The following is a 20,964-nucleotide window of genomic DNA, read 5'->3' on the forward strand; positions in this document are numbered from 1 at the left end:
GTCCTTTCCTTATAAATTTACATTAACTTTATACTCGCTAAGATTATTACCTTTAGTATCCATTACATGTACTGCACATGCTATACAAGGATCATAAGAGTGAATAGCTCTTATTACTTCTAAAGGCTGTTTAACATCAGCTAGTTTCATACCAATAAGACATTGTTCATAGCTACCACCTACTCCATTTGCATCTTTTGGACTTGCATTCCAAGTAGAAGGAACTACTGCTTGCCAATTTTCAATTACACCATTTTTAATCCTACACCAATGGCTCAATGCACCACGAGGTGCACTTCCCATAAATCTACCTTTGTATTCTTTGTTTTTATCAATTGCATAAGTAGCACAAGTACTTTCATCTGTTTTTAAATTTTCAACCAAAGAATTAAATGCTTTTAAACCATGATCAGCAATAATTTTAGCTTCAATTGCTCTAGCGCCTGTTCTTCCTAAAGTGCTCATAAGTGCTTGAACTGGTAAATTCGTAGCTTTTAAGAAAGAATCAACCGCTTCTACTACAATTTTATTACCCTTAGCATAATTTACTAAAATATTTGCTAATGGCCCAACTTGCATAGGCGAATTTTCATATCTTGGAGCTTTAATCCAGCTATATTTGCCTTTAATATCAAATACCTTACTATGAACCATATTGCCTTTATCATTAATGCTTTCACCATCAATTAAGCCTGTATAGTTTGGATTAGTTTTACCATCATAAGGATGCAAAGCTTCATTGTCTGCATACCATGATCTTGTAGCCTCTTCGGTGATTTTAGCTTCATCTACTTCTTCAACCTTACTCAAATCACCATTTCTAATAATACCACCTTCAAACAACCATTCATCACTTGAAATTTGGAATTCTCTCTCAGTATAGAAGTTATTTACCCCTACATCATTTAATACACTTGCTTCTTTAGAGTAAGCTTTAGCTGCCATGATTAAATCCGGATAATAAGCACGATTAATAAAATCAGCTACTTCTTGGAATTTAGTCATATATTCAGCCATTCTTGATGGGTTTAAAAGATCCATAACACAAGTTACACCGCCTACAGTTAAACTTTGTGGGTGAGGATTTTTAGCACCAAAAATCGCCATAGCTTGAGCTATTGTTCTTTGAATTCTTAAACATTCTAAATAATGTGAAAGCGCAATAAGGTTTTGCTCAGGAGTAAAGTGATAAGTCGCATGTCCATAATAAGCATTTGCAAATGGTCCAAGATTTCCTTTATCTACAAAGGTTTTTAGTCTTTGCTGAACTTCTAAAAGCTTATCTGCACCTGTTGCATAAGGCATATCAGTATATTTAAATGCTTCATCACTTGCTTTTTTTACATCAGCACTTAAAGCACTTACAACATCAACAAAATCAAGACCATGAAGTTGATAAAAATGCACAGGATGATCATGCATGTATAAAGCTGCATTCATTAAAGTTCTAGTTAAGACTGCATTTAATGGTGGAGTAATACCTAAAGCATTTTCTACTGCGATAATCCCTGCTCTATAATGTGAAAAAGTACAAACACCACAAATTCTTTGAGTTAAAAAGCCTGCATCTCTTGGATCACGACCTTTTACAATAGTTTCAATCCCTCTCCATAAAGTTGATCCTGAATATGCTTCTTTAATGACATTATTTTCATCAACCACTACTTCAACTCTTAAATGTCCCTCTATTCTAGTAAGTGGATCTATAATAATTCTTTTTGACATTTTTAATCCTTATTTTTTTCTAATGAAGCAATTACAGCATGTGCAGCAACAGCTACGCCTGTTACACAAAGCACACCTATACCAATTTTATCTGAAATGCTATCAGCACCCAAGCCATAAACAGTATCAAATAATCTTCCTGCCATCACTTCTTCAAAAGGTCCCATAGTATCCCAAAAATCAGGTTCAGAACAGCCTATACAACCATGTCCTGCTTGGATTGGCCATGAAGTATGTTGATTAAATCTCTCTCTTGAGCAATTATTAAAAGTATAAGGGCCTTTACAACCTACTTTATAAAGACAATATCCTTTTTTTGCTCCCTCATCACCAAATTGTTGCACAAATTCACCCGCATCAAAGCGTCCTCTTCTTTCACAAAGATCATGAATTCTTAACCCATAAGCCCATTTTGGTCTATTGTAGGCATCAAGCGCTGGCAATGTTTGATACAATATGTAATGAATCACATTACCTATAATATTTTTTTCACTTGGAGGACAACCTGGTACATTAATAACTGTTTTATTTGTTACTTTACTTAAGCTTACAGCATTGCTTGGATTAGGTCTAGCAGCTTGGATACCACCAAAAGCTGAACAAGTACCTATAGCAAAAATAGCTAAAGCATCATTACAGGCTTGTTCTGCTAATTGTCTTCCTGTTTTTCCATGTGGTCCTATAGTTAAAAAGTTTTCTGTAGCACCTGTTGGTATACCACCTTCTACCATTAAGATATATCTACCTTTATATTTTTCCATAGCAGCTTCAAGATTATGTTCAGCTTGCCAACCTGCAGCACCCATTATAGTTTCATGATATTCTAAAGAAATATGATCAAAAATCAAACTATCAATAGTAGGAGCATCGCTTCTTAACAAACTTTCAGAACACCCTGTACATTCAGCCATATGAAGCCAAATCACTGGAAGTCTATCACTAAGCTCAGCAGCTCTTGCAACTACTGGAGTAAAGCTAGCAGGTAATGCTAAAAATGCAGTCATAGCACTAGCCCATTTCATAAAATCTCTTCTTGAAAAACCTGATTGCTCTAAAGCTTTAGAGATAGAAATCTCATTTTTCAAAAGAGGAAGTTTTTCTAATGCGTCTAAACGGCGATTAAAAATATCTAAATCACTCATTTGTTGTTCCTTAAATTATAGAAATATCATTAAGGATTTTAAAATATTTATTGTTAAGAATAGATAAAAAATGATAATTTTTTAATCAAATATACGAAGTATTTACAATTTAGTATTATTAAGATAATTTTACTCTAAATAAGCAAGTATTACACTTGCTTATTGTTTAACAATGATGATTTCATCATCTTTAGAATCTATAATAATCTCATCGTTTTCATGTAATTGATCAGATAATATCATATCACTTAATTTATCTTCTACCATATCATACAAAGCTCTTTTTAATGGTCTTGCACCAAAATCCACATCAAAACCAACCTTTGCTATTAACCTAGCAGCATTATCACTCAAGCTTGCTTTAATACCTCTATTTTCAAGACTTTTTTGCAAGGTATTAAAAAGCAATTTAACTATTTTTTCAGCTTCACTTTCTCCCAAAGGGTTAAAAGTGATAATATCATCTAAACGATTTAAAAACTCAGGTCTAAAAAAGCTTCTAAGAGCTTCTTTGATAGCTTTTTCTCTTTCTTCGCCCTTTAACTCCATAATAAAATTTGCACCTATATTAGAAGTTAAGATAATGATAGTATTAGTAAAATCGACCGTTACGCCTTTACTATCTGTAGCCCTACCATCATCTAAAATTCCCAAAAGTATATTAAATACATCTTTATGGGCTTTTTCTACTTCATCAAATAAAATCACACTATAAGGCTTTCTTCTAACAGCTTCAGTTAATTCCCCACCTTCTTCATGCCCTATATATCCTGGAGGTGCACCTAAAAGTCTTGATACACTGTGTTTTTCCATAAATTCACTCATATCAAAACGCACCATAGCTTTTTCATCATCAAATAAAAATTTAGCCAAAACTTTAGCACTTTCTGTTTTACCTACTCCAGTTGGCCCTAAAAATAAAAAGCTTCCTATAGGCTTAGTTGCTTGATTTAGCCCTGCTTTGTTACGCTTAATAGCTTTAGCTAAAGCACTCAAAGCCTCATCTTGCCCTATGACACTTTCTTGTAAATATTCTTGAATATGTAAATATTTTTGTTTTTCAGAAGTGAGCATTTTTTGCACACTAATGCTTGTCCATTTACTTAAAATGCCAGCTACTAAATCCTCATCTACTTGATTTTTAAGCAAAACTCCTTCTTGGGTCATTTGTTTCCATTTTTCTTCTAAATTTAAAACCTCTTTTTCGCACTCTAAAATTTTGCCATATTCTATTTCAGCAGCCTTTTGAAAATCTCCTTTATTTTTAGCCAAAATAGCTTCATTTTTTAAAGTATCGATTTCTTTTTTCTTTGCACTTATGCCATTAAATACTGCTTTTTCATTTTCAAATTTAGCATTAAGTTTGATTTGCTCTTCTTTTAAATTTGCTAATTCTTTTTTAATCTCTTCTAATCTTTTTTCATTAACTTCATTTTCTTCCATTTTTAAAGCTTCATTTTCTACTTCCAAACTTTCAATTTGTTTTCTAACCTTTCTTAAAGAATTTGGCTCACTTTCTATTTGCATTTTTAATTCCGCTGCAGCCTCATCAATTAAATCAATCGCTTTATCAGGTAAAAATCTATTAGCTATATAACGCTTAGATAGCTTTGCAGCTGCCACTAAAGCACTATCATTGATAGTTACATTATGATGAATTTCTAATTTTTCTTTTATACCTCTAAGCATAGCCAAAGCTTCATTTACACTAGGTTCAGCTACATTTACAGGCTGAAATCTTCTTTGTAAAGCTGCATCTTTTTCAAAATATTTTCTATATTCTTTTAAGGTTGTAGCACCTATAGTATGAAGCTCACCTCTTGCTAAAGCAGGTTTTAAAATATTTGCTGCATCCATGCTCCCTTCATTTGCACCTGCACCTACAATGGTGTGAATTTCATCTATAAATAAAATTACATTCTTATGTTTTATTACTTCATTTACAACAGCTTTTAATCTATCTTCAAATTCACCTCTGTATTTTGCTCCTGCTATTAAAGCACTCATATCTAAAGCTATAACTTTTTTATTTTGCAATGAAGTAGGAACATCTTTTTTTACTATCCTTTGTGCTAAAGCTTCCACCACAGCAGTTTTTCCTACCCCTGGCTCACCTAATAAAATAGGATTATTTTTAGTTTTTCTGATTAAAATTTGCATTAATCTTTGAATTTCTTCTTCCCTACCTATAACAGGATCAAGCTCATTGTTTTTAGCTTTCATAGTCAAATCAATACCAAATTTAGACAAAGAATCAAGTGTTTCATCACTTGTTTTGGTTTCTATTTTAGCTCCTGCTCTAATAAATTCCAATTCTTTTTTAAACTCATTTAAATCTACAAATTTAGACAAAAGTTCTTTAATAACCCCGCTAGCACTTTCTGAAACAAGCCACATATCCACAGCTAAATAACTATCTTTATTTTCTAAAGCCAAGCCTTTTGCTTTTTCTAAAGAATTAATAAATTCATTTGAAAATTTAATATTATCTTTATTTACATTTGAGCTAGTAGGAAAAGATGAAATTTTACTTTTTACTTCTAACTCAAATGCCTCTTTAGAAACATTTAATTTATTAAAAACTTGATTAAGCAAACTGGAGCTATCAACACTTAAAGCCCATAATAAATGCAAAGGTTTTATTTCACTATTCTTAGAATGAATGGCCAAAGAAATTGCACTTTCTATATTTGAAAGCATAGAATCTGTTAAAAAATCTTGTATATTTGCCATTTTTACTCCTTTTTACTTTTATATGAAGTGTATTATATAACTTTAGTCTATTATTGTCAAGTTTATTTAGTTATATTTATAAATAATTTTTTATATATATACACTAATATCATAAAAATATTTACTTTATTTACGATTTTTTAAGCAAAAATAACTAAAATTAGATAATTATTTTATGAATTCATATTTATTTTGGAGTTTTTCCTTTGAAGACAAAAAGAAATCTTATTATCGCAGCTAGCATTTGTAGTTTAATAACCGCTTCTTTTATTTTTACTAACTTGCAAGCTAAAAATCCCGCTCCTAGCGAAGCAGAAAAAAAAATAGAAGCTTTATCTAAACTTACAAGAACTATGTCTATCATAGAACAATATTATGTTGATGATGTTAATTATACAGATTTGGTTGATAAATCCATAGCAGGTTTGCTTACAAATTTAGATGCCCACTCTTCCTTCTTAGATGAAAAAGGTTATAAAGAACTTAAAGAACAAACTAATGGGGAATTTGGTGGACTTGGTTTTACTATTACCCAAAAAGATGGAGCAATTAGTGTTGTAGCTCCTATAGAAGGAAGTCCAGCGGATAAAGCAGGTATTAAAACTGATGATATTATCTTAAGAATTAATAACGAATCAACTTTAGGTATGACTTTAAATGAAGCTGTTTCTAAAATGCGTGGAGAGCCTAAAACAAAGGTTACTCTAACTATTTATAGAAAAGGCGATGCAAAGCCATTTGATGTAAATTTAAAAAGAGATATCATAAAAGTAGATAGTGTTTATACAAAATTAATTGAAAATGAAAATTTACTTTATTTAAGAGTGACTAATTTTGATAAAAATGTTGTAGATGAAGCTAGTAAAGCGATCAAAAAACATTCTGATACAAAAGGAATTATACTAGATCTTAGAACCAATCCAGGCGGTATTTTAAATCAAGCAGTGGGTTTGGTAAATCTTTTTGTAGATAAAGGAGTAATCGTTTCACAAAAAGGTAAAATTGAAAGCGAGAATGTAGAATTTAAAGCAAATCCTAGTAAAAAAATCACCAATGCACCTTTAGTAGTGCTTGTAAATGGTGGCAGTGCAAGTGCGAGCGAGATTGTAAGTGGGGCTTTGCAGGATTTTAAACGCGCTATTATCATAGGAGAAAAAACCTTTGGAAAAGGTAGTGTGCAACTTATATTACCTATGGATGAAAAAGGTAAAGAAGGCTTGAGACTTACTATAGCAAAATATTATTTACCAAGTGGTAGAACTATACAAGCTGTTGGAGTTAATCCTGATATAGAAGTATTTCCAGGAAAAGTAAGTAAAGAAGAAAATCACAGCTTTGAAATCAAAGAAAGTGATCTTAAAAAACACTTACAAGCTGAACTAGATAAAATCGGACATCAAGAAAAGAAAAAAGACAACAAAGAAGATAAAAATATCATTACCAAAGAACAAATTAATAATGACATACAACTAAAAACCGCAATAGATGCGATTAAAATTTTAAACATTACAAAAGGAGAGTAAAATGGCTATGAAATTAGATCTTTTATATGAAGGAAAAGGTAAAAAAATGTTTAAAACTGATGATGAGAATTTGCTCATCACAGAATTTAAAGATGATTTAACAGCTTTTAATGCAGAAAAAAAGGGTAATGAAGCAGGAAAAGGTGCATTAAATTGTAAAATTAGTACTGAAATTTTTCATCTCTTAGAAAAAGAAGGCATTAAAACCCATCTAGTAGAAACCATCAGCGAAAAAGAACAAATTGTTAAAAAATGTAATATTATACCCATTGAAGTTATTACTAGAAATGTAGCTACAGGATCTTTAACGAAAAGATTAGGCATTAAAGAAGGCACGATTTTACCTTTTGCTGTAGTTGAGTTTTGTTATAAAAATGATGATTTAGGTGATCCTATCATCAATGATGAGCATTGTTTGATTTTAAATCTAGTAAAAAGTGAAAAAGATTTAGAATTAATCAAAAATACCGCAAGACATATCAATTCTATTCTAGTAAAATTCTTTGAATCTAAAGGCTTAAGATTGATTGACTTTAAATTAGAATTTGGTATTGATAATGAAGGAAATATGATCTTAGCTGATGAAATTAGTCCTGATAGCTGTAGATTTTGGGATAGCAAAACTAATGAAAAATTAGACAAAGATCGCTTTAGACAAGACTTAGGTAATGTAAAAATGGCTTACAAAGAAGTCTTAAAAAGAATTTTAAGTTAGGAAAAATAATGAAAGTAACTATAAATATCACACTTAAAAATGGGGTTTTAGATCCTCAAGGCAAAGCCATAGAAAAGGCTTTGCATTCTTTGGATTTTAATAATATTGCAAATGTTAAAACCTCAAAACAAATTAGTTTTGATATAGCTTGTGATGATAAAGAAGAAGTTTTTAAACAAGTTGATTTAATGTGTAAAGAATTACTTGCAAATACTGTGATAGAAGATTATGAGATAATATTATGAAAGTAGCTATTATTCGTTTTCCTGGAACTAATTGTGAGTTTGATACAGCTTATGCCTTTGAAAAATTAGGGGTAAAAACTGAAATCATTTGGCATGAAAGACAAGATTTTAGTGCAGATTTAATCGTATTACCTGGAGGTTTTTCTTATGGAGATTATTTAAGATGTGCTGCTATTGCAAAACTTGCTCCTGCTATGAAAACACTTAAAGAACATGTGCAAAAAGGTGGCTATGTCCTAGGTATTTGCAATGGTTTTCAAATTTTATTAGAGCTTGGTCTTTTAAAAGGAGCTATGAAACATAATAATAGCTTAAGTTTTATTTCTAAAATGCAAGCATTGCAAGTAGTATCAAACAATAATGCTTTTTTGAAAAATTTCCAAAAAAATGACATTATAGAATTACCTATTGCTCATGGAGAAGGAAATTATTTTAATAGCGAAGATGGTATTAAAATGCTAGAAGATAAAGATATGATCTTACTAAGATATATCAACAATCCAAATGGATCTTTAAGTGATATAGCAGGAATTTGCGATGAAAATAAAAAAGTCTTTGGATTAATGCCACATCCTGAAAGAATGTGCGATGATATTCTTGGATCAAAAGTAGGACTTAAAATGTTTGAAGGATTTTTAAATTGCTAAAAATCTTCAAATTTTTTTGTCTTTTTTTACTAACTTTTAACTTATATGCTCAAGAAAATAGTGTTTTTGAAGATTATAACACTTTAGAAAAAAATTACAATCAATTAGATGATCAAGCTAAGCAAATTTATCAAACCATCGCTCCAAGTGATGAGAGTAATTATGAAAGTAAAATCGATGATGAAAATTTCATCCCTCAAGGTTCTTTAGTATTAAACGCAAAAGAATACACTGATGAAGCTTTCATAGATGAAGCTTTTGCTATAGATCTTGAGGTTATTACCACAACTAATGTGAGTTTTGATTTAAATGTGAGTTTTGAAAAAAGTGATGATATGCTTTGGATCAATCCTAATCCTATTTGGGAACAAAAGGCTAATTCATATCATACAAAATTATGGTTTGAAGCTAAAAGTTTAAATGCTAGTTTAAACAAAATCATCGTTTCATTAAGTAGAAATGATCATATTTTTCAAAGCTCATCATTAATTATAAAGCCCATTAAACTTAAAAAAATCGATGCTCCTTCTAATAAATACTCACATATAGTTGCAAGCAATTTGGAAATTAAACAAGTAAAAGCGAGTAGTTTTGATAATGATAGTATAATTTTATTTATAGAACTTGCGGGAGAAAACACAAATCTAGCAAGTTTTAACATAAAAGATATCCAAAAACAAGGTGTAGAGGCTATTAAAGGCGATTTTGAAAAACAAAGTGGATTTTATTATGCTATTTTAGATAAAAGTAAAACGCGTTTTGATTTTTCTTACTTTAATTTAAATTCTAAAGAATTAAAAGATTTTTCCTTAAAAATAGAACTTAAAGAAGATAGTATAAGTACACAAAGTGATTTAAATCCAAAAACTAATGATTTTAATTTTTACAAACAAGTTTTTTTATGGAGCTTGTGCGGTATTTTCGCTTTATGGTTTGTATTTAAAAAAAGCTACACAGCTTTAGGTTTGGCAATTTTGGCTCTAATAGCAAGTTTTTTAGCTCAAAATAACATATATAAAGCTATATTAAAAGCTGAAAGTAAAGTACAAATTTTACCAACTCTAAACTCAACTCATTTTTATTCTGGGAAATACAAACAAGAAGTAGAAGTGTTAGATTCAAGAGATGAATACAGAAAAATTTTATTTAATAATGGAAAAATAGGCTGGGTGAAAAGTGAAGATTTATCAAAGATTTAAAGCTTTAATATTTTGGGTAGAATTTATTTTATCTATTATATTTTTATGTATTGCCTTTTTATTATTGCAATCGCAAGAAAAAATTTGGAAAATCAGAAAAGTATGGTCAAAACTGCAAAAATATGTAATAAACTATAAAATTCAAACCCAAGGTTCTATACACCCTCAAGCTAATTTGCTTTTAATCAATCATCAAAGCTTGCTAGATATAGTTGTTTTGGAAGATTTATGCCCAAAAAATATATCTTGGATAGCTAAAAAAGAACTAGGTGAACTCCCTGTTTTTAAAACTTTGATTAAAAAACCAAAAATTATTTGTATAGATAGAAGTCCAAAAGGCCTAGTAAAGCTTTTAAAAGAAGCCAAAGAAAGATTAAATGAGGATAGAATTTTAGCCATTTTTCCAGAAGGCACAAGATCTAAAACACAAAAACTTTTAAAATTTAAAGTCGGAGCTAAAATTTTAAGTGAAAAGCTTAAGTTAAAAGTCCAGCCTGTGGTAATTGTTGATTCAGCTAAAATTTTAGACACCCAAAATTTTAGTGCAAATAGTGGTGTTTTAAAAGTGGTATTTCTAGATCTTGTCGATACAAGTAAAGATGATTGGCTTGAGCAAACTAGAGAAAAAATGCAAACAATCTTAGATAGCGAAAGGTCACAAGCTTGATTGGTACAATTTTAGCTGTAGGTTTTGGAGGCTTTTTAGGGGCCATATCCAGAATGCTTACTAGCAACTTTTTTAATAAAATCATTCCTCATAACTTTCCTTATGGGACATTAATGGTCAATATAATAGGATCATTTTTAATAGGTTTATTTTTTTCTTATGCAAATTCTAAAGGTGTGCATATTTTTACTAAAAATTTAATTAGCACTGGTTTTTTGGGTGCCTTTACAACTTTTTCAACTTTTTCTTATGAAAATTTGTTATTTTTGCAAAATGGTGATTATTTTCACTTTTTTATAAATATTATTTTAAATGTTATCCTTTGTCTTTTGGCAGTATGGATTGGTTTTTTAATTTTTAAATAAAGGAGATATAAATGCAATTTCAAACTGAAGTTAATCAACTTTTACAACTTATGATTCATTCTTTGTATTCTAACAAAGAAATTTTTTTAAGAGAGCTTATTTCTAATGCAAGTGATGCACTTGATAAACTTAGTTATTTAAGCGTGAGTGATGATGCTTATAAAAATTTAAAATTTGAGCCAAAAATTCAAATTAATTTCAATCAAGAAGCAAAAACCTTAATTATAAGTGATAATGGTATAGGTATGAATAAAGACGATTTAATCAATCATCTTGGAACCATTGCTAAAAGTGGCACAAAAAGCTTTTTAGAGAACTTAAGTGGTGATGCCAAAAAAGACTCTCAACTTATAGGACAATTTGGTGTAGGTTTTTACTCTGCTTTTATGGTAGCTTCCAAAATAGAAGTTTTAAGCAAAAAAGCATTAGATGACAAAGCTTATCTTTGGACTTCTGATGCTAGTGGCTATGAAATAGAAGATGCAAATAAAGATGAACAAGGCACTTGCATAACCTTGCATTTAAAAGATGAAGAGTTTTTAAACTCATACCGCATTGAAAGCATAGTAGAAAAATATTCAAATCATATACAATTTCCTATTTTCATGGAAAAAGAAGAATATTTACCACTACTAGAAGAAGGCGAAAAAGAACCTAAAAAAGAATTAAAAAACACTCAAATTAATACAGCAAGTGCCTTATGGAGACAAAATAAAGCAAGTTTAAAAGCTGAGGATTATGAAAGATTTTATGAACAAAACTTCCATGATTCAAACAAACCTATGCTTTATATCCACACAAAAGCCGAAGGTTCTATAGAGTACAATTCTTTATTCTTTATACCTGCGCAAGCTCCATTTGATCTTTATAGAGTAGATTATAAAAGTGGTTTAAAACTTTATGTTAAAAGAGTTTTTATAAGTGATGATGATAAAGAATTATTACCAACTTATCTAAGATTTGTGCGTGGGATTATTGATGTAGAAGATTTACCGCTTAATGTTAGTCGTGAAATCTTACAAGAAAATAAAATCTTAAAAAGCGTTCAAGAAGCAAGTGTTAAAAAAATCCTAGCTGAACTTAAAAAATTCAAAGAGAAAGATAAAGAAAATTATCTTAAATTCCATGAAAATTTTGGAAAAGTTTTAAAAGAAGGTTTATATGGTTTTGGCGAAAATAAAGACGCTATAGCTAAGCTTTTGTATTTTAAAAACTCAAATAAAGAAGAATTAATTGATCTTGAAGAGTATAAACAAAACCTAGCTGAAGGTCAAAATGAAATTTTTTATATTAGCGGAAAAAATGAAAAACTTTTAAGAAATTCTCCGCTTCTTGAAAGCTATAAACAAAAAAATATCAATGTTTTATTACTTGATGAGGAAATTGATACCATAGTTATGCCTATGATGAATGAATTTGAAGGTTTAAAATTTAGCGCTATCAATCATCTAGCTAGCGAAGAAACTAGCGAAGAACAAAAGGCTGAATTTGCAAGCTTACTCATCAAAATAAAAGAAGTTTTAAAAGATGAAGTTGAAGAGGTAAAACTTAGCCAAAGACTTTCAAATAGTCCAAGTTGTATTGTTTATGATCAAAATAAACCTGATTTTGCTATGCAACAAATTCTTAAACAAATGGGACAAGAACAGCAAGTTAAACCTATACTTGAAATCAATCCTAATCATGAAATTTTAAAAGCCTTAAAAGAAAATGATACTTTAGCTAATGAAATGGCACATATTCTTTTAAATATGGCTAAGCTTAGTGAAGGTATGGGTATAGACAACCCTAGCGAATTTAACAATGCTTTAAGTAAAATCGTTTCCAAGGCTTTAGAAAAATGAAAAATATAGCTATTTCTAAAGATATTTTGCACGAATTTTGCATTATAGATGTAAGAACCCCAATCGAATGGAAAAGCGGGGTTATAAAAGAAGCTATACTCATCGCACTTTGCGATGATAATGGCTTTATGAATGAAAACTTTATCCAAGAGTTTAAAGAAAAAATAGATTATCAAAATAAAAACATAGCCTTTGTGTGCGCTACAGGCTCAAGAAGCAAACATACTGCTATGATGATAGAAGATGCTCTAGGTATAGAATGCACTAATTTAGATGGTGGCATGGTAGCACTTTTATCACAAGGTTATGAAGCTACAAAAAAGGAAAATTAATGATAAAAAAAATACTTTTATCTTTAATGCTTTGTACTAGTTTTGTTTTAGCAGAAGTTAAAAATATAGATATTAATGCGGATATTTTGGAAAATTATCAAGTAATCGATATTAGAAAACCTAGCGAATGGGCACAAACTGGCACAATAAAAAATGCCATTAAAATTAGCTTTTATAATGAAGATGGCGGTATAAATAAAAATTTCGTCGAGGAAATTAAAAAGATTTCAAGCAACAAACCTATTGCTATAGTTTGCAGAAGTGGAGCAAGAAGTGCTAAGGCTTCTGCTTTACTAGAACAAAATGGCATAGAAGTTACTGATTTAAAAGGTGGTATGAATGCACTTTTATCACAAGGTTATGAAACCTCAAAATAAGTCTAACTAGACTTATTTTTTCTTTGGTCTAAACACAGAAATTACTTCTTCATTATTTTCAATATAAGCTCCACCTATCAAATCTACGCAATAAGGAATAGCAGGAAATATAGGCTCAATACATTCTCTTATAGCTTTTGGATTACCCGGTAAGTTAATAATTAATGATTTTCCTTTTATACCTGCGCTTTGTCTTGAAAGTATAGCCGTTGGCACATATTCTAAGCTTTTTGCACGCATTAACTCCCCAAAACCTGGAAGCATTTTATCACACACTGCTTGTGTTGCTTCTGGTGTCACATCACGCAAAGCAGGCCCTGTACCTCCTGTAGTAAAAATCAAATCACATTTTACTTCATCTGCCAAATAAGCTAATTTTTCTATGATTAAATCATACTCATCAGGAATTAGCTCATAATAAAAGCTTTTTTCATTTTTTATATAAGAATCTAAAATTTTTTCTATCTCTACTCCGGATTTATCCTCATAAACTCCGCTACTTGCTCTATCTGAAAGTACTAAAATTCCTATTTTTACCATTTTCACTCCATTATGATTTTTTCTATATCTTGTTTTTCTATTTTTTCATTTTCTAAAAGAATACTAGCTAATCTCACTACTTTTTCTTTCATTAATTCTAAAAATTCTTTCACTTCTTGCTTTTGCTCTTGTAATAAACCCTCATTTGCCATGGCGAAAGTTTCCATAAAAACGAGCAATTCTTTAACCTTTAAAAGATCACTTTGTGCATTAGTGTAACTTTCATTAAAAATAAGCTCCATAGCAACTGAACCTGCTAAAAAAACTTTTATTTTATTTAATAATTCTGATTTTGATTTGATAGTATTTTCATATTCTTTAAACCTATCTTCAATTAGGGTAATTTTTTCAAATTTAACATCAAAATAAAAAGCACACAAGGCTTTAGCTGCTTGATATGTGGCTTGAATTTTTCTTTCCTTGTCGCTTAGAGAAAAAATCTTTTTTTTACCCATTAAAACTTTATTAAGCACTGCAAAAAAATCATTTTCTTCTATTAAATCTGATTTTCTTCTTATAGCATTAATAGCCGCTTCATTAACTAAAGTCTCCAAAGCAGCTCCACTAAAACCCACACTAGCTTTTGCAATTTTTTCTAAATCTACGCTAGATTTTTTTTCTTTCATATAATTTTGCAAAATATGCATTCTATCTTTGAAATCAGGCAAAGATATAAAAATTCTTCTATCAAAACGCCCAGATCTTAGTAACGCATTATCCATAAGGTCGATTTTATTTGTAGCAGCCATCACTATAACACCACTATTATCTTCAAATCCATCCATTTGAGTTAAAAGTTGATTTAGAGTATTATCTCTTTCTACATTAGAAAAATCCCCTCTACTTTTACCAACTGCGTCAATTTCATCTATAAAAATAATACTTGGAGCTTTTGATTTAGCTTTTAAAAAAAGCTCTCTAACTCTTTTTGCACCCATACCTACATAAATTTCTACAAAACTAGCCCCACTTTGATAAAAAAATGGCACCCCAGCTTCACCTGCTACTGCTTTTGCTATCAAGGTTTTACCCACTCCAGGAGGCCCTACTAGCAAAACCCCTTTTGGCATTTTCACACCAAAATCTTTATATTTTTGAGGATTTTTTAAAAAATCAACGATTTCTAAAAGCTCTACCTTAGCCTCATCAACCCCTGCTACATCTTTAAATTTAACTTCACTTACTACATCTTGTATGGTATTATTTTGTTCATTTTTTTCTAAAATATTTTTTTCTAAAGAAAGTAAATTTTGCCTATCTTTGTTTTTTTTATTAAGAAAGAGTAAAAAGCTTATGAGAAAAGCAAGTAAAATAAATATCAAAAAAAACTCACTCAAATCATAATCTTTAGCATATTCTAAAGGAATTTTTTGCCACAAAGCATTTAAATCCACTACATCTTTAGCGATTAAAAAATTTCCTTCTTTGCTTTTTAATAATATTTCATTATTTTCTACTATAGCCTTTTGGATTAAATTTTGTTCTAAAAGCTCTTCATAAGCAGCCTTGCTAATATAATCTGGTTGATTTTTTAAAAATGCAATCAATATAAAAACACAAAGCAATAAAAATGAAGCTAAGATAATCTTTTTATTTTTCATCCTCTAACCTTACATAGTTACAATCTTCTTTGCATTCATATTTTTCAATACTTATCCATTGTTTAGCAATATCTTCTTTGCTTGTAATTTTGATTTTATTAAAAAATTGATCATAGCCTTCATAAAAACCATCTTTTTTACTCTCGACTAAAATTTCTAAAATATTTTTTTGGTTTTTTCTAAACTCATAATTATTTTGTGCGACTATATCTTTTAAAATATTTAATCTTTCTTTGGCTATATCACCATTAATTCGCTCACTCATAGAAGCAGAATGCGTTCCATCGCGTGGTGAGAAAATAAAAGCATGAATATGTGTGAGTTTAAATTGTTTGAAATTTTCTAAAGCTTCTTGCCATATCAACTCACTTTCCCCAGGATGTGCCACGATAAAGTCTGTTCCTAAAGCAAAACCTTTTTGATTTAATTCATTAAACAATGCTAAATCATTTTGCGTATGTGATCTTCTACGCATGATGCGTAGCATTTTTTCATGAGTGTGTTGCAGGGCAATATGTAAATGCTTTTCAAGCCAAGGTTCATCTAAAATTTCTTTAAAACTCTCATCAATTTGAGCAGGTTCTAAACTCCCAAGTCTTACTCTTTTTATACCATTAATCTTGCCTATTTCTTGCAGTAACTTTCCAAGTGTAGTTTTATCTTTTAAACCATAACTTCCTATATTAGTACCCGTTAAAACTACTTCACTATAACCATTTTGAGCCAAAAGTTTGATTTGTTTTATTATTTCCTCACTTGGCATACTTCTTGATTTACCCCTAACACTTGGGATTATGCAATAACTACAAGCAAAGTCACATCCTTCTTGAATTTTTACAAAAGCTTTAGTGTGATTTTCATAATTACTTACGATTTTTGTATCGATAAAGCGTAAATTTCCAAGCTCATAAAAGGCTTTATCCTGTGAGATTAACTCGTTAATTTTATCTTTATTAGAAGCTCCTAAAACTCCAAAAATTTCTTTTTTATCAAAAAAATCCTTTCCCTTACTTACAGCACCACAGCCTGTAAGTATAACCTTAACTCCATTTTTTTTTACACTATTAATATAACTTCTAAGCCCACTATCAGCACCATTTGTAACCGTGCAAGAATTTATAACTATCACATCAGCTTCTTGTTCATTTTGTGTGACAATATGATCTTTAATATAAGTTTTTAATAATTGCGTATCATAAATATTAGTTCTACAACCAAAAGTTTTAAAATATACCTTTTTTTTCAAATATCTTCCTTATTTTCTATAAATTCATGTTTTGCCATATATAAATTTTGTGATGGATAGGCTATTTTTATATCATCATGTTTATTAAATTCATTGATAATTTCTTTACTTATATTACTTCTTAAAACCAAGGCCGCATAAGAATTTGTCATATACCAAGCAGAAATTCTCATACCATAACCTTCTAAAAATGTAAAAAACCTAGGTTCTACTTTAGGATTTCTAATGCTGTATTCATTTCTTAATTTATTCATGGATTCTTTTGCAATTTTTGTATAGCCTTTAGAAGCTTTTATAACGATTTCTTCTACTATATCTAAGGCTTTTTGATGATTTGAATCAAAAGTTAAAGTAATATCAAGTCCATCCCAAATTGTTTTCATCCCATGATGAGTATAATTTGATATAAGATTGGTAAAAATAAAGTTATTTGGTATGAAAATTATCCTACCACTTCTTCGATTATCTGTATAAGTTAATAAAGATATATCTTCATACAAAGTTATTCTTAAAAACGAAATATCAATTATATCGCCGATATAATGTGTATTGTTTTGAAAAACTCTCACCCTATCGCCCACTCTAAAACTTCCACCAAAAACTATCACACACCAACCAAGCATAGACATAAACATATCTTTCATAGCAATAGCCAAACCAGCAGAAGCAAAACCAAGAACGGTCACTAAATAGCTAATATTTTCAATATATCCAAAAAGCAAAATTAAAACAATTACATTGATATTAATAAAATTAATGATTTTATTTGCTGTATAAAAGCGATCATTATCGCCTATATATTTTCTAGCTATAAATTTGAGTAAAAATGCTATGGCTACAACTATAACAATAGCCAAAACTATATTGAAAGCTCTTACACCCTGAATTTTAATTGAAGCTGTCGTTTTTTCAATCTCTTCTTGAATTTTTTTCTCATACACAGAATAAGAAATTTCTCCAAAACGCAGAGTTTGTGAAAAATCTCTAACCATTTGATTGGATATTTTTAAATATTCATCATGCTCTTTATTAGAAGATAATTTAGCTATTTCAGCTACTAAAACATTTTCTTTTATAAGCTCATCTAAAGTTTGCTTAAAACTATTTAAAAGATTGACATATTCTTCTTTGTCACGTCTTAATTTTTTTATATGTGAGTATGCTGAAATAATAGCTAAAGGATTAGTTAGCTTATCTATTTTATCAACTTCTTCAGGTGCCAAAACCATCTTAGAAAAATTTGCACTTTTATACTCACTTAAAAGCTCTAGTCTTTCTTTTAAAATTAAAATTTGTCTTTCTATAATGCTTTTATTGCGTTCATTAGCTTTTAAACTTTCTTTTTCTAAAGCCAAAATTTCATCTTGAGTTTTTCTGTAAATGTTAAAATTATTATATTTAATTATCCAAGTATTATATGCTAAATTATTATGTAATTCATTTAATTTTTGTTCTAAATGCTCTATATCATCTTGCGCTAAAAGTAATGTAAAGGGTAAGAGCAAAATCAATATAATTTTTTTCATGCAAACACCTCTAAAGTGTGTAAAATATCTTCTTTAGATATATCATTTTTTATACAAGCTTTTCCTAAACCACAAACTAAAACAAAATTAATCTTTTGAAAATGTGTTTTTTTATCTAAGAAAAAGGCATTATAAAACTCTTCTATATTTGAAATTTTATAAGATATGGGTAATTTAAATTTCACAAGCAATTTTTGTACTCTTTGGCATTCTTGCTCGCTTAATAACCCCAAATTTAAAGCTAGAATATTTGCCATGTTCATACCTATAGCCACGGCTTCACCATGTAAGTACTTTTTATATCCTGTTTGATTTTCTATAACATGAGCAAAAGTATGACCATAATTTAAAAGCATTCTTAAGCCACTTTCTTTTTCATCTTGTGAAACCACATTAGCTTTAAGTTCTATACTTTTTTGGATGATTTGAGCTAAAATAATATCATCTAATTTAGCATTAAAAATTTTATCCTCGTCCAAATTTTCCAAAAAAGATAAAATTGCTTCATCAAAAATCACAGCCATTTTAATAAATTCAGCCATACCTGCAGCTAGCTCTCTTAAAGGTAAAGTTTTTAAAAACTCACTCTCACAATACACTGCTTTTGGCTGATAAAAAGTGCCTATTAAGTTTTTACCAAATTTATTATTCACTCCGGTTTTACCACCCACACTTGCATCCACGCAAGCTAGTAAAGTTGTAGGGATATTGATAAATTCTATCCCTCTTTGATATATACTTGCTACAAAACCACCCATATCAGAGATCACCCCACCACCAAAGCTTATGAGTAAGCTTTTTCTATCTAGCCTATAAGTACACATTTGATCTAAGATGTATTCTATAGTTTGTAAATTTTTATACTCTTCGCCATCTTTGATTTTTATAACAAAAAGTTCTTTAGCATGAATTTTTTTCAAAAGTGTATCCAAATGTAGTTTTGCAACTAATTCATTAGTTAAAATCACTACTTTAGTATCAAAATTTAATTTTTCTAACTCATTTATATAGACATTATAACTTGTATTTTTATCTAAATTTACCTTAACTTGCATTATTTTCTCACAATGATGGTATAAACAATTGATAATTTTTATTCATCTTATAATATATCGTATTTAAATCCGTTTTTAAAATTTTATTGAAATTGTTTCCTAAAATTTTTTCATTAAATGGTACAAAATGCAATATATTTTGTTTGTAAGAAAATTTATTGATAGGATTATGTTCTTTTTCTTCTATCAAAAGTAATTTTTCATCATGAAGTTTTGAAAGGCTTTCAAAATACTGATGATATTCAAAAATTTCGGCTTTATTTAATTTTAAAGCATAGTAATACAAGGCAAGGCCTAGTTGAATTTGCTTGTTAAAATCAAGCATAATAGAAGCAATACCCTCTACATCTTCAAAATTTGAACTTAAAACTACAGAAGATTTTAAATCTGCAAAATCCCCTTTACCTGCTTTTAACACAGGAAGTTTTAAAGTAAAAAGAAAACTTTTTTCTTTTTCAAAAAGATAATCCTCCACCACTAGTAAACCTATGCTAGTATTTTCCACAAAAGGTTTAATGTTTTTTATATTTGTGCTTTCAAAGTCAAATATCACTTCAGTGCTATTTTTATGCAAGGATTTAAGTTTATAATACATAGGAGTTAAAGTAGGATTAATCACCTTAAAATAAAGTTTTTTGCTATTGATTCTTACATGCAAAAGCAAGCTTGCAAAAATAAGCTTTTCTATAGCAAACTCACTCATTTTTTTCATATCTATAATACAAAGTATATTATCTCCAAAAGGCGATGGAAAGCGTCCTAAGCTTGTTTTAACATTAGTAAAAACACTTTGCAAAACTTTAGGATCACCCACGATTAAAATGCTATCATTTGGCATTAAAATAAGCCCAGGTCTTGCCAGAATAAATTCATTATTTCTATAAACCATTACGATTTTAAAGCGTTTTTGGCTAATAGAGCTTATGTGTCTATAAGCAAAGCTTGACCCTGCAGGAATTTTAACCTCCATAATCTCACCTTGCCCAAGTCCTATAAATTGAGCAGTTGATGGCATATTATCCAAACAACCTGTTAATCTTGTGCTTAAAGTATCATAAATATTAATTACCTCACAAAAATTATCATCAATTTGGCTATTCCACAAATCCATAATAACTATATTTAATCTTGGATGTAATTTTCTTAAATTTTGATAGCAAGCTAATGTATCTGCTTCTTCTTGCATATAAATAATAGCTTGATGAAAATTTTCTTTTAATAAATTTTCTAGCTTAATCAAACTCGTAGGATCAAATTTAAAAAAAGAAATTTGTTCATTCTCTAAGTCTAAGTCTACGCTATCATCATTATAATACACAACACTCAAAGACTCTTTGAAGGTTTTGTTATTATAAATTTTCTTTAAAAAATCTTTCGCAAAAGGTCCATCAGCTAGTAATAAAATCTTATTCATTCACACCTCTAAAATATAAAGCATAATTATAGCAAAGTTATAGTTTATATTTTAAAGTTTTAAATCTC

General features: G+C 29.5%; 19 protein-coding genes. 10 read left to right on the plus strand and 9 right to left on the minus strand.

Features of this window, described 5'->3' with window-relative positions; translation table 11 throughout:
• Positions 1 to 9: 9 nt before the first annotated feature.
• The 3 genes from CAMP5063_RS03530 to CAMP5063_RS03540 all read right to left on the minus strand — a co-directional run bounded on the left by CAMP5063_RS03530 (position 10) and on the right by CAMP5063_RS03540 (position 5,600).
• Complete coding sequence (locus CAMP5063_RS03530; RefSeq protein WP_337194833.1) at positions 10 to 1,725, minus strand: nickel-dependent hydrogenase large subunit; 1,716 nt, start codon at positions 1,723 to 1,725, stop codon at positions 10 to 12.
• 2 nt (positions 1,726 to 1,727) lie between these two features.
• Complete coding sequence (locus CAMP5063_RS03535) at positions 1,728 to 2,867, minus strand: hydrogenase small subunit (protein WP_133318935.1); 1,140 nt, start codon at positions 2,865 to 2,867, stop codon at positions 1,728 to 1,730.
• A gap of 159 nt (positions 2,868 to 3,026) precedes the next feature.
• A complete protein-coding gene (locus CAMP5063_RS03540; protein ID WP_337194834.1) occupies positions 3,027 to 5,600 on the minus strand; it encodes an ATP-dependent Clp protease ATP-binding subunit in 2,574 nt (857 codons plus the stop codon).
• Positions 5,601 to 5,806: 206 nt separating this feature from the next.
• Between CAMP5063_RS03540 and CAMP5063_RS03545 the strand changes: the two genes are divergently transcribed.
• From CAMP5063_RS03545 to CAMP5063_RS03590, 10 genes are read left to right on the plus strand one after another with little or no spacing between them, the layout of a single operon-like run.
• Entirely contained in the window at positions 5,807 to 7,123 is a 1,317-nt protein-coding gene (locus CAMP5063_RS03545; RefSeq protein ID WP_318529636.1) for a S41 family peptidase, read from the plus strand.
• 7 nt (positions 7,124 to 7,130) lie between these two features.
• Positions 7,131 to 7,838 (plus strand): phosphoribosylaminoimidazolesuccinocarboxamide synthase, encoded by a 708-nt coding sequence (gene purC, locus CAMP5063_RS03550; RefSeq protein ID WP_263665750.1) that lies wholly within the window; start codon positions 7,131 to 7,133, stop codon positions 7,836 to 7,838.
• Between the two features lie 8 nt (positions 7,839 to 7,846).
• Positions 7,847 to 8,083, plus strand: coding sequence for a phosphoribosylformylglycinamidine synthase subunit PurS (gene purS / locus CAMP5063_RS03555; protein WP_220566240.1), 237 nt, complete (start codon positions 7,847 to 7,849; stop codon positions 8,081 to 8,083).
• Positions 8,080 to 8,730 (plus strand): phosphoribosylformylglycinamidine synthase subunit PurQ, encoded by a 651-nt coding sequence (gene purQ, locus CAMP5063_RS03560; protein WP_214135227.1) that lies wholly within the window; start codon positions 8,080 to 8,082, stop codon positions 8,728 to 8,730. The genes purS and purQ overlap by 4 nt, the downstream gene beginning before the upstream one ends.
• Entirely contained in the window at positions 8,724 to 9,929 is a 1,206-nt protein-coding gene (locus tag CAMP5063_RS03565; RefSeq protein ID WP_337194835.1) for a hypothetical protein, read from the plus strand. The genes purQ and CAMP5063_RS03565 overlap by 7 nt, the downstream gene beginning before the upstream one ends.
• Entirely contained in the window at positions 9,907 to 10,596 is a 690-nt protein-coding gene (locus tag CAMP5063_RS03570; protein WP_263659676.1) for a lysophospholipid acyltransferase family protein, read from the plus strand. Before CAMP5063_RS03565 ends, CAMP5063_RS03570 begins: the two co-directional genes overlap by 23 nt.
• Positions 10,593 to 10,961 (plus strand): fluoride efflux transporter CrcB, encoded by a 369-nt coding sequence (gene crcB / locus CAMP5063_RS03575; protein ID WP_133318941.1) that lies wholly within the window; start codon positions 10,593 to 10,595, stop codon positions 10,959 to 10,961. The genes CAMP5063_RS03570 and crcB overlap by 4 nt, the downstream gene beginning before the upstream one ends.
• 11 nt (positions 10,962 to 10,972) lie before the next feature.
• Positions 10,973 to 12,805 carry a molecular chaperone HtpG gene (htpG, locus tag CAMP5063_RS03580; RefSeq protein ID WP_337194836.1) on the plus strand — a complete coding sequence of 611 codons (1,833 nt, stop codon included), beginning with the start codon at positions 10,973 to 10,975 and terminating at the stop codon, positions 12,803 to 12,805.
• Entirely contained in the window at positions 12,802 to 13,137 is a 336-nt protein-coding gene (locus CAMP5063_RS03585; RefSeq protein ID WP_337194837.1) for a rhodanese-like domain-containing protein, read from the plus strand. Before htpG ends, CAMP5063_RS03585 begins: the two co-directional genes overlap by 4 nt.
• A complete protein-coding gene (locus CAMP5063_RS03590; protein WP_337194838.1) occupies positions 13,137 to 13,514 on the plus strand; it encodes a rhodanese-like domain-containing protein in 378 nt (125 codons plus the stop codon). Before CAMP5063_RS03585 ends, CAMP5063_RS03590 begins: the two co-directional genes overlap by 1 nt.
• 12 nt (positions 13,515 to 13,526) lie before the next feature.
• Here CAMP5063_RS03590 and mog read toward each other — a convergent pair whose 3' ends face one another.
• Genes mog through CAMP5063_RS03620 form a run of 6 tightly spaced genes read right to left on the minus strand, consistent with a single transcriptional unit; the run spans position 13,527 to position 20,896 of the window.
• Positions 13,527 to 14,054, minus strand: coding sequence for a molybdopterin adenylyltransferase (gene mog / locus CAMP5063_RS03595; RefSeq protein WP_039618174.1), 528 nt, complete (start codon positions 14,052 to 14,054; stop codon positions 13,527 to 13,529).
• 2 nt (positions 14,055 to 14,056) lie between these two features.
• The gene (locus CAMP5063_RS03600; protein ID WP_220566232.1) at positions 14,057 to 15,655 is read right to left on the minus strand and encodes an AAA family ATPase; all 1,599 of its coding nucleotides are present in this window, start codon (positions 15,653 to 15,655) and stop codon (positions 14,057 to 14,059) included.
• Positions 15,645 to 16,901, minus strand: a complete 1,257-nt coding sequence (mtaB, locus tag CAMP5063_RS03605) for a tRNA (N(6)-L-threonylcarbamoyladenosine(37)-C(2))-methylthiotransferase MtaB (protein WP_263662417.1) — start codon at positions 16,899 to 16,901, stop codon at positions 15,645 to 15,647. The genes CAMP5063_RS03600 and mtaB overlap by 11 nt, the downstream gene beginning before the upstream one ends.
• Positions 16,898 to 18,427: a mechanosensitive ion channel family protein gene (locus CAMP5063_RS03610; protein WP_263659670.1), complete on the minus strand. Its 1,530-nt coding sequence runs from the start codon at positions 18,425 to 18,427 to the stop codon at positions 16,898 to 16,900. Before CAMP5063_RS03610 ends, mtaB begins: the two co-directional genes overlap by 4 nt.
• Positions 18,424 to 19,482: a 3-dehydroquinate synthase gene (gene aroB, locus CAMP5063_RS03615; RefSeq protein WP_263670208.1), complete on the minus strand. Its 1,059-nt coding sequence runs from the start codon at positions 19,480 to 19,482 to the stop codon at positions 18,424 to 18,426. Before aroB ends, CAMP5063_RS03610 begins: the two co-directional genes overlap by 4 nt.
• 7 nt (positions 19,483 to 19,489) lie before the next feature.
• A complete protein-coding gene (locus CAMP5063_RS03620; protein WP_263670207.1) occupies positions 19,490 to 20,896 on the minus strand; it encodes a COG3400 family protein in 1,407 nt (468 codons plus the stop codon).
• Positions 20,897 to 20,964 lie beyond the last annotated feature (68 nt).

The organism is Campylobacter sp. RM5063 (genome assembly GCF_024723655.1).
Classification (GTDB): Bacteria; Campylobacterota; Campylobacteria; order Campylobacterales; family Campylobacteraceae; genus Campylobacter_D; species Campylobacter_D lari_D.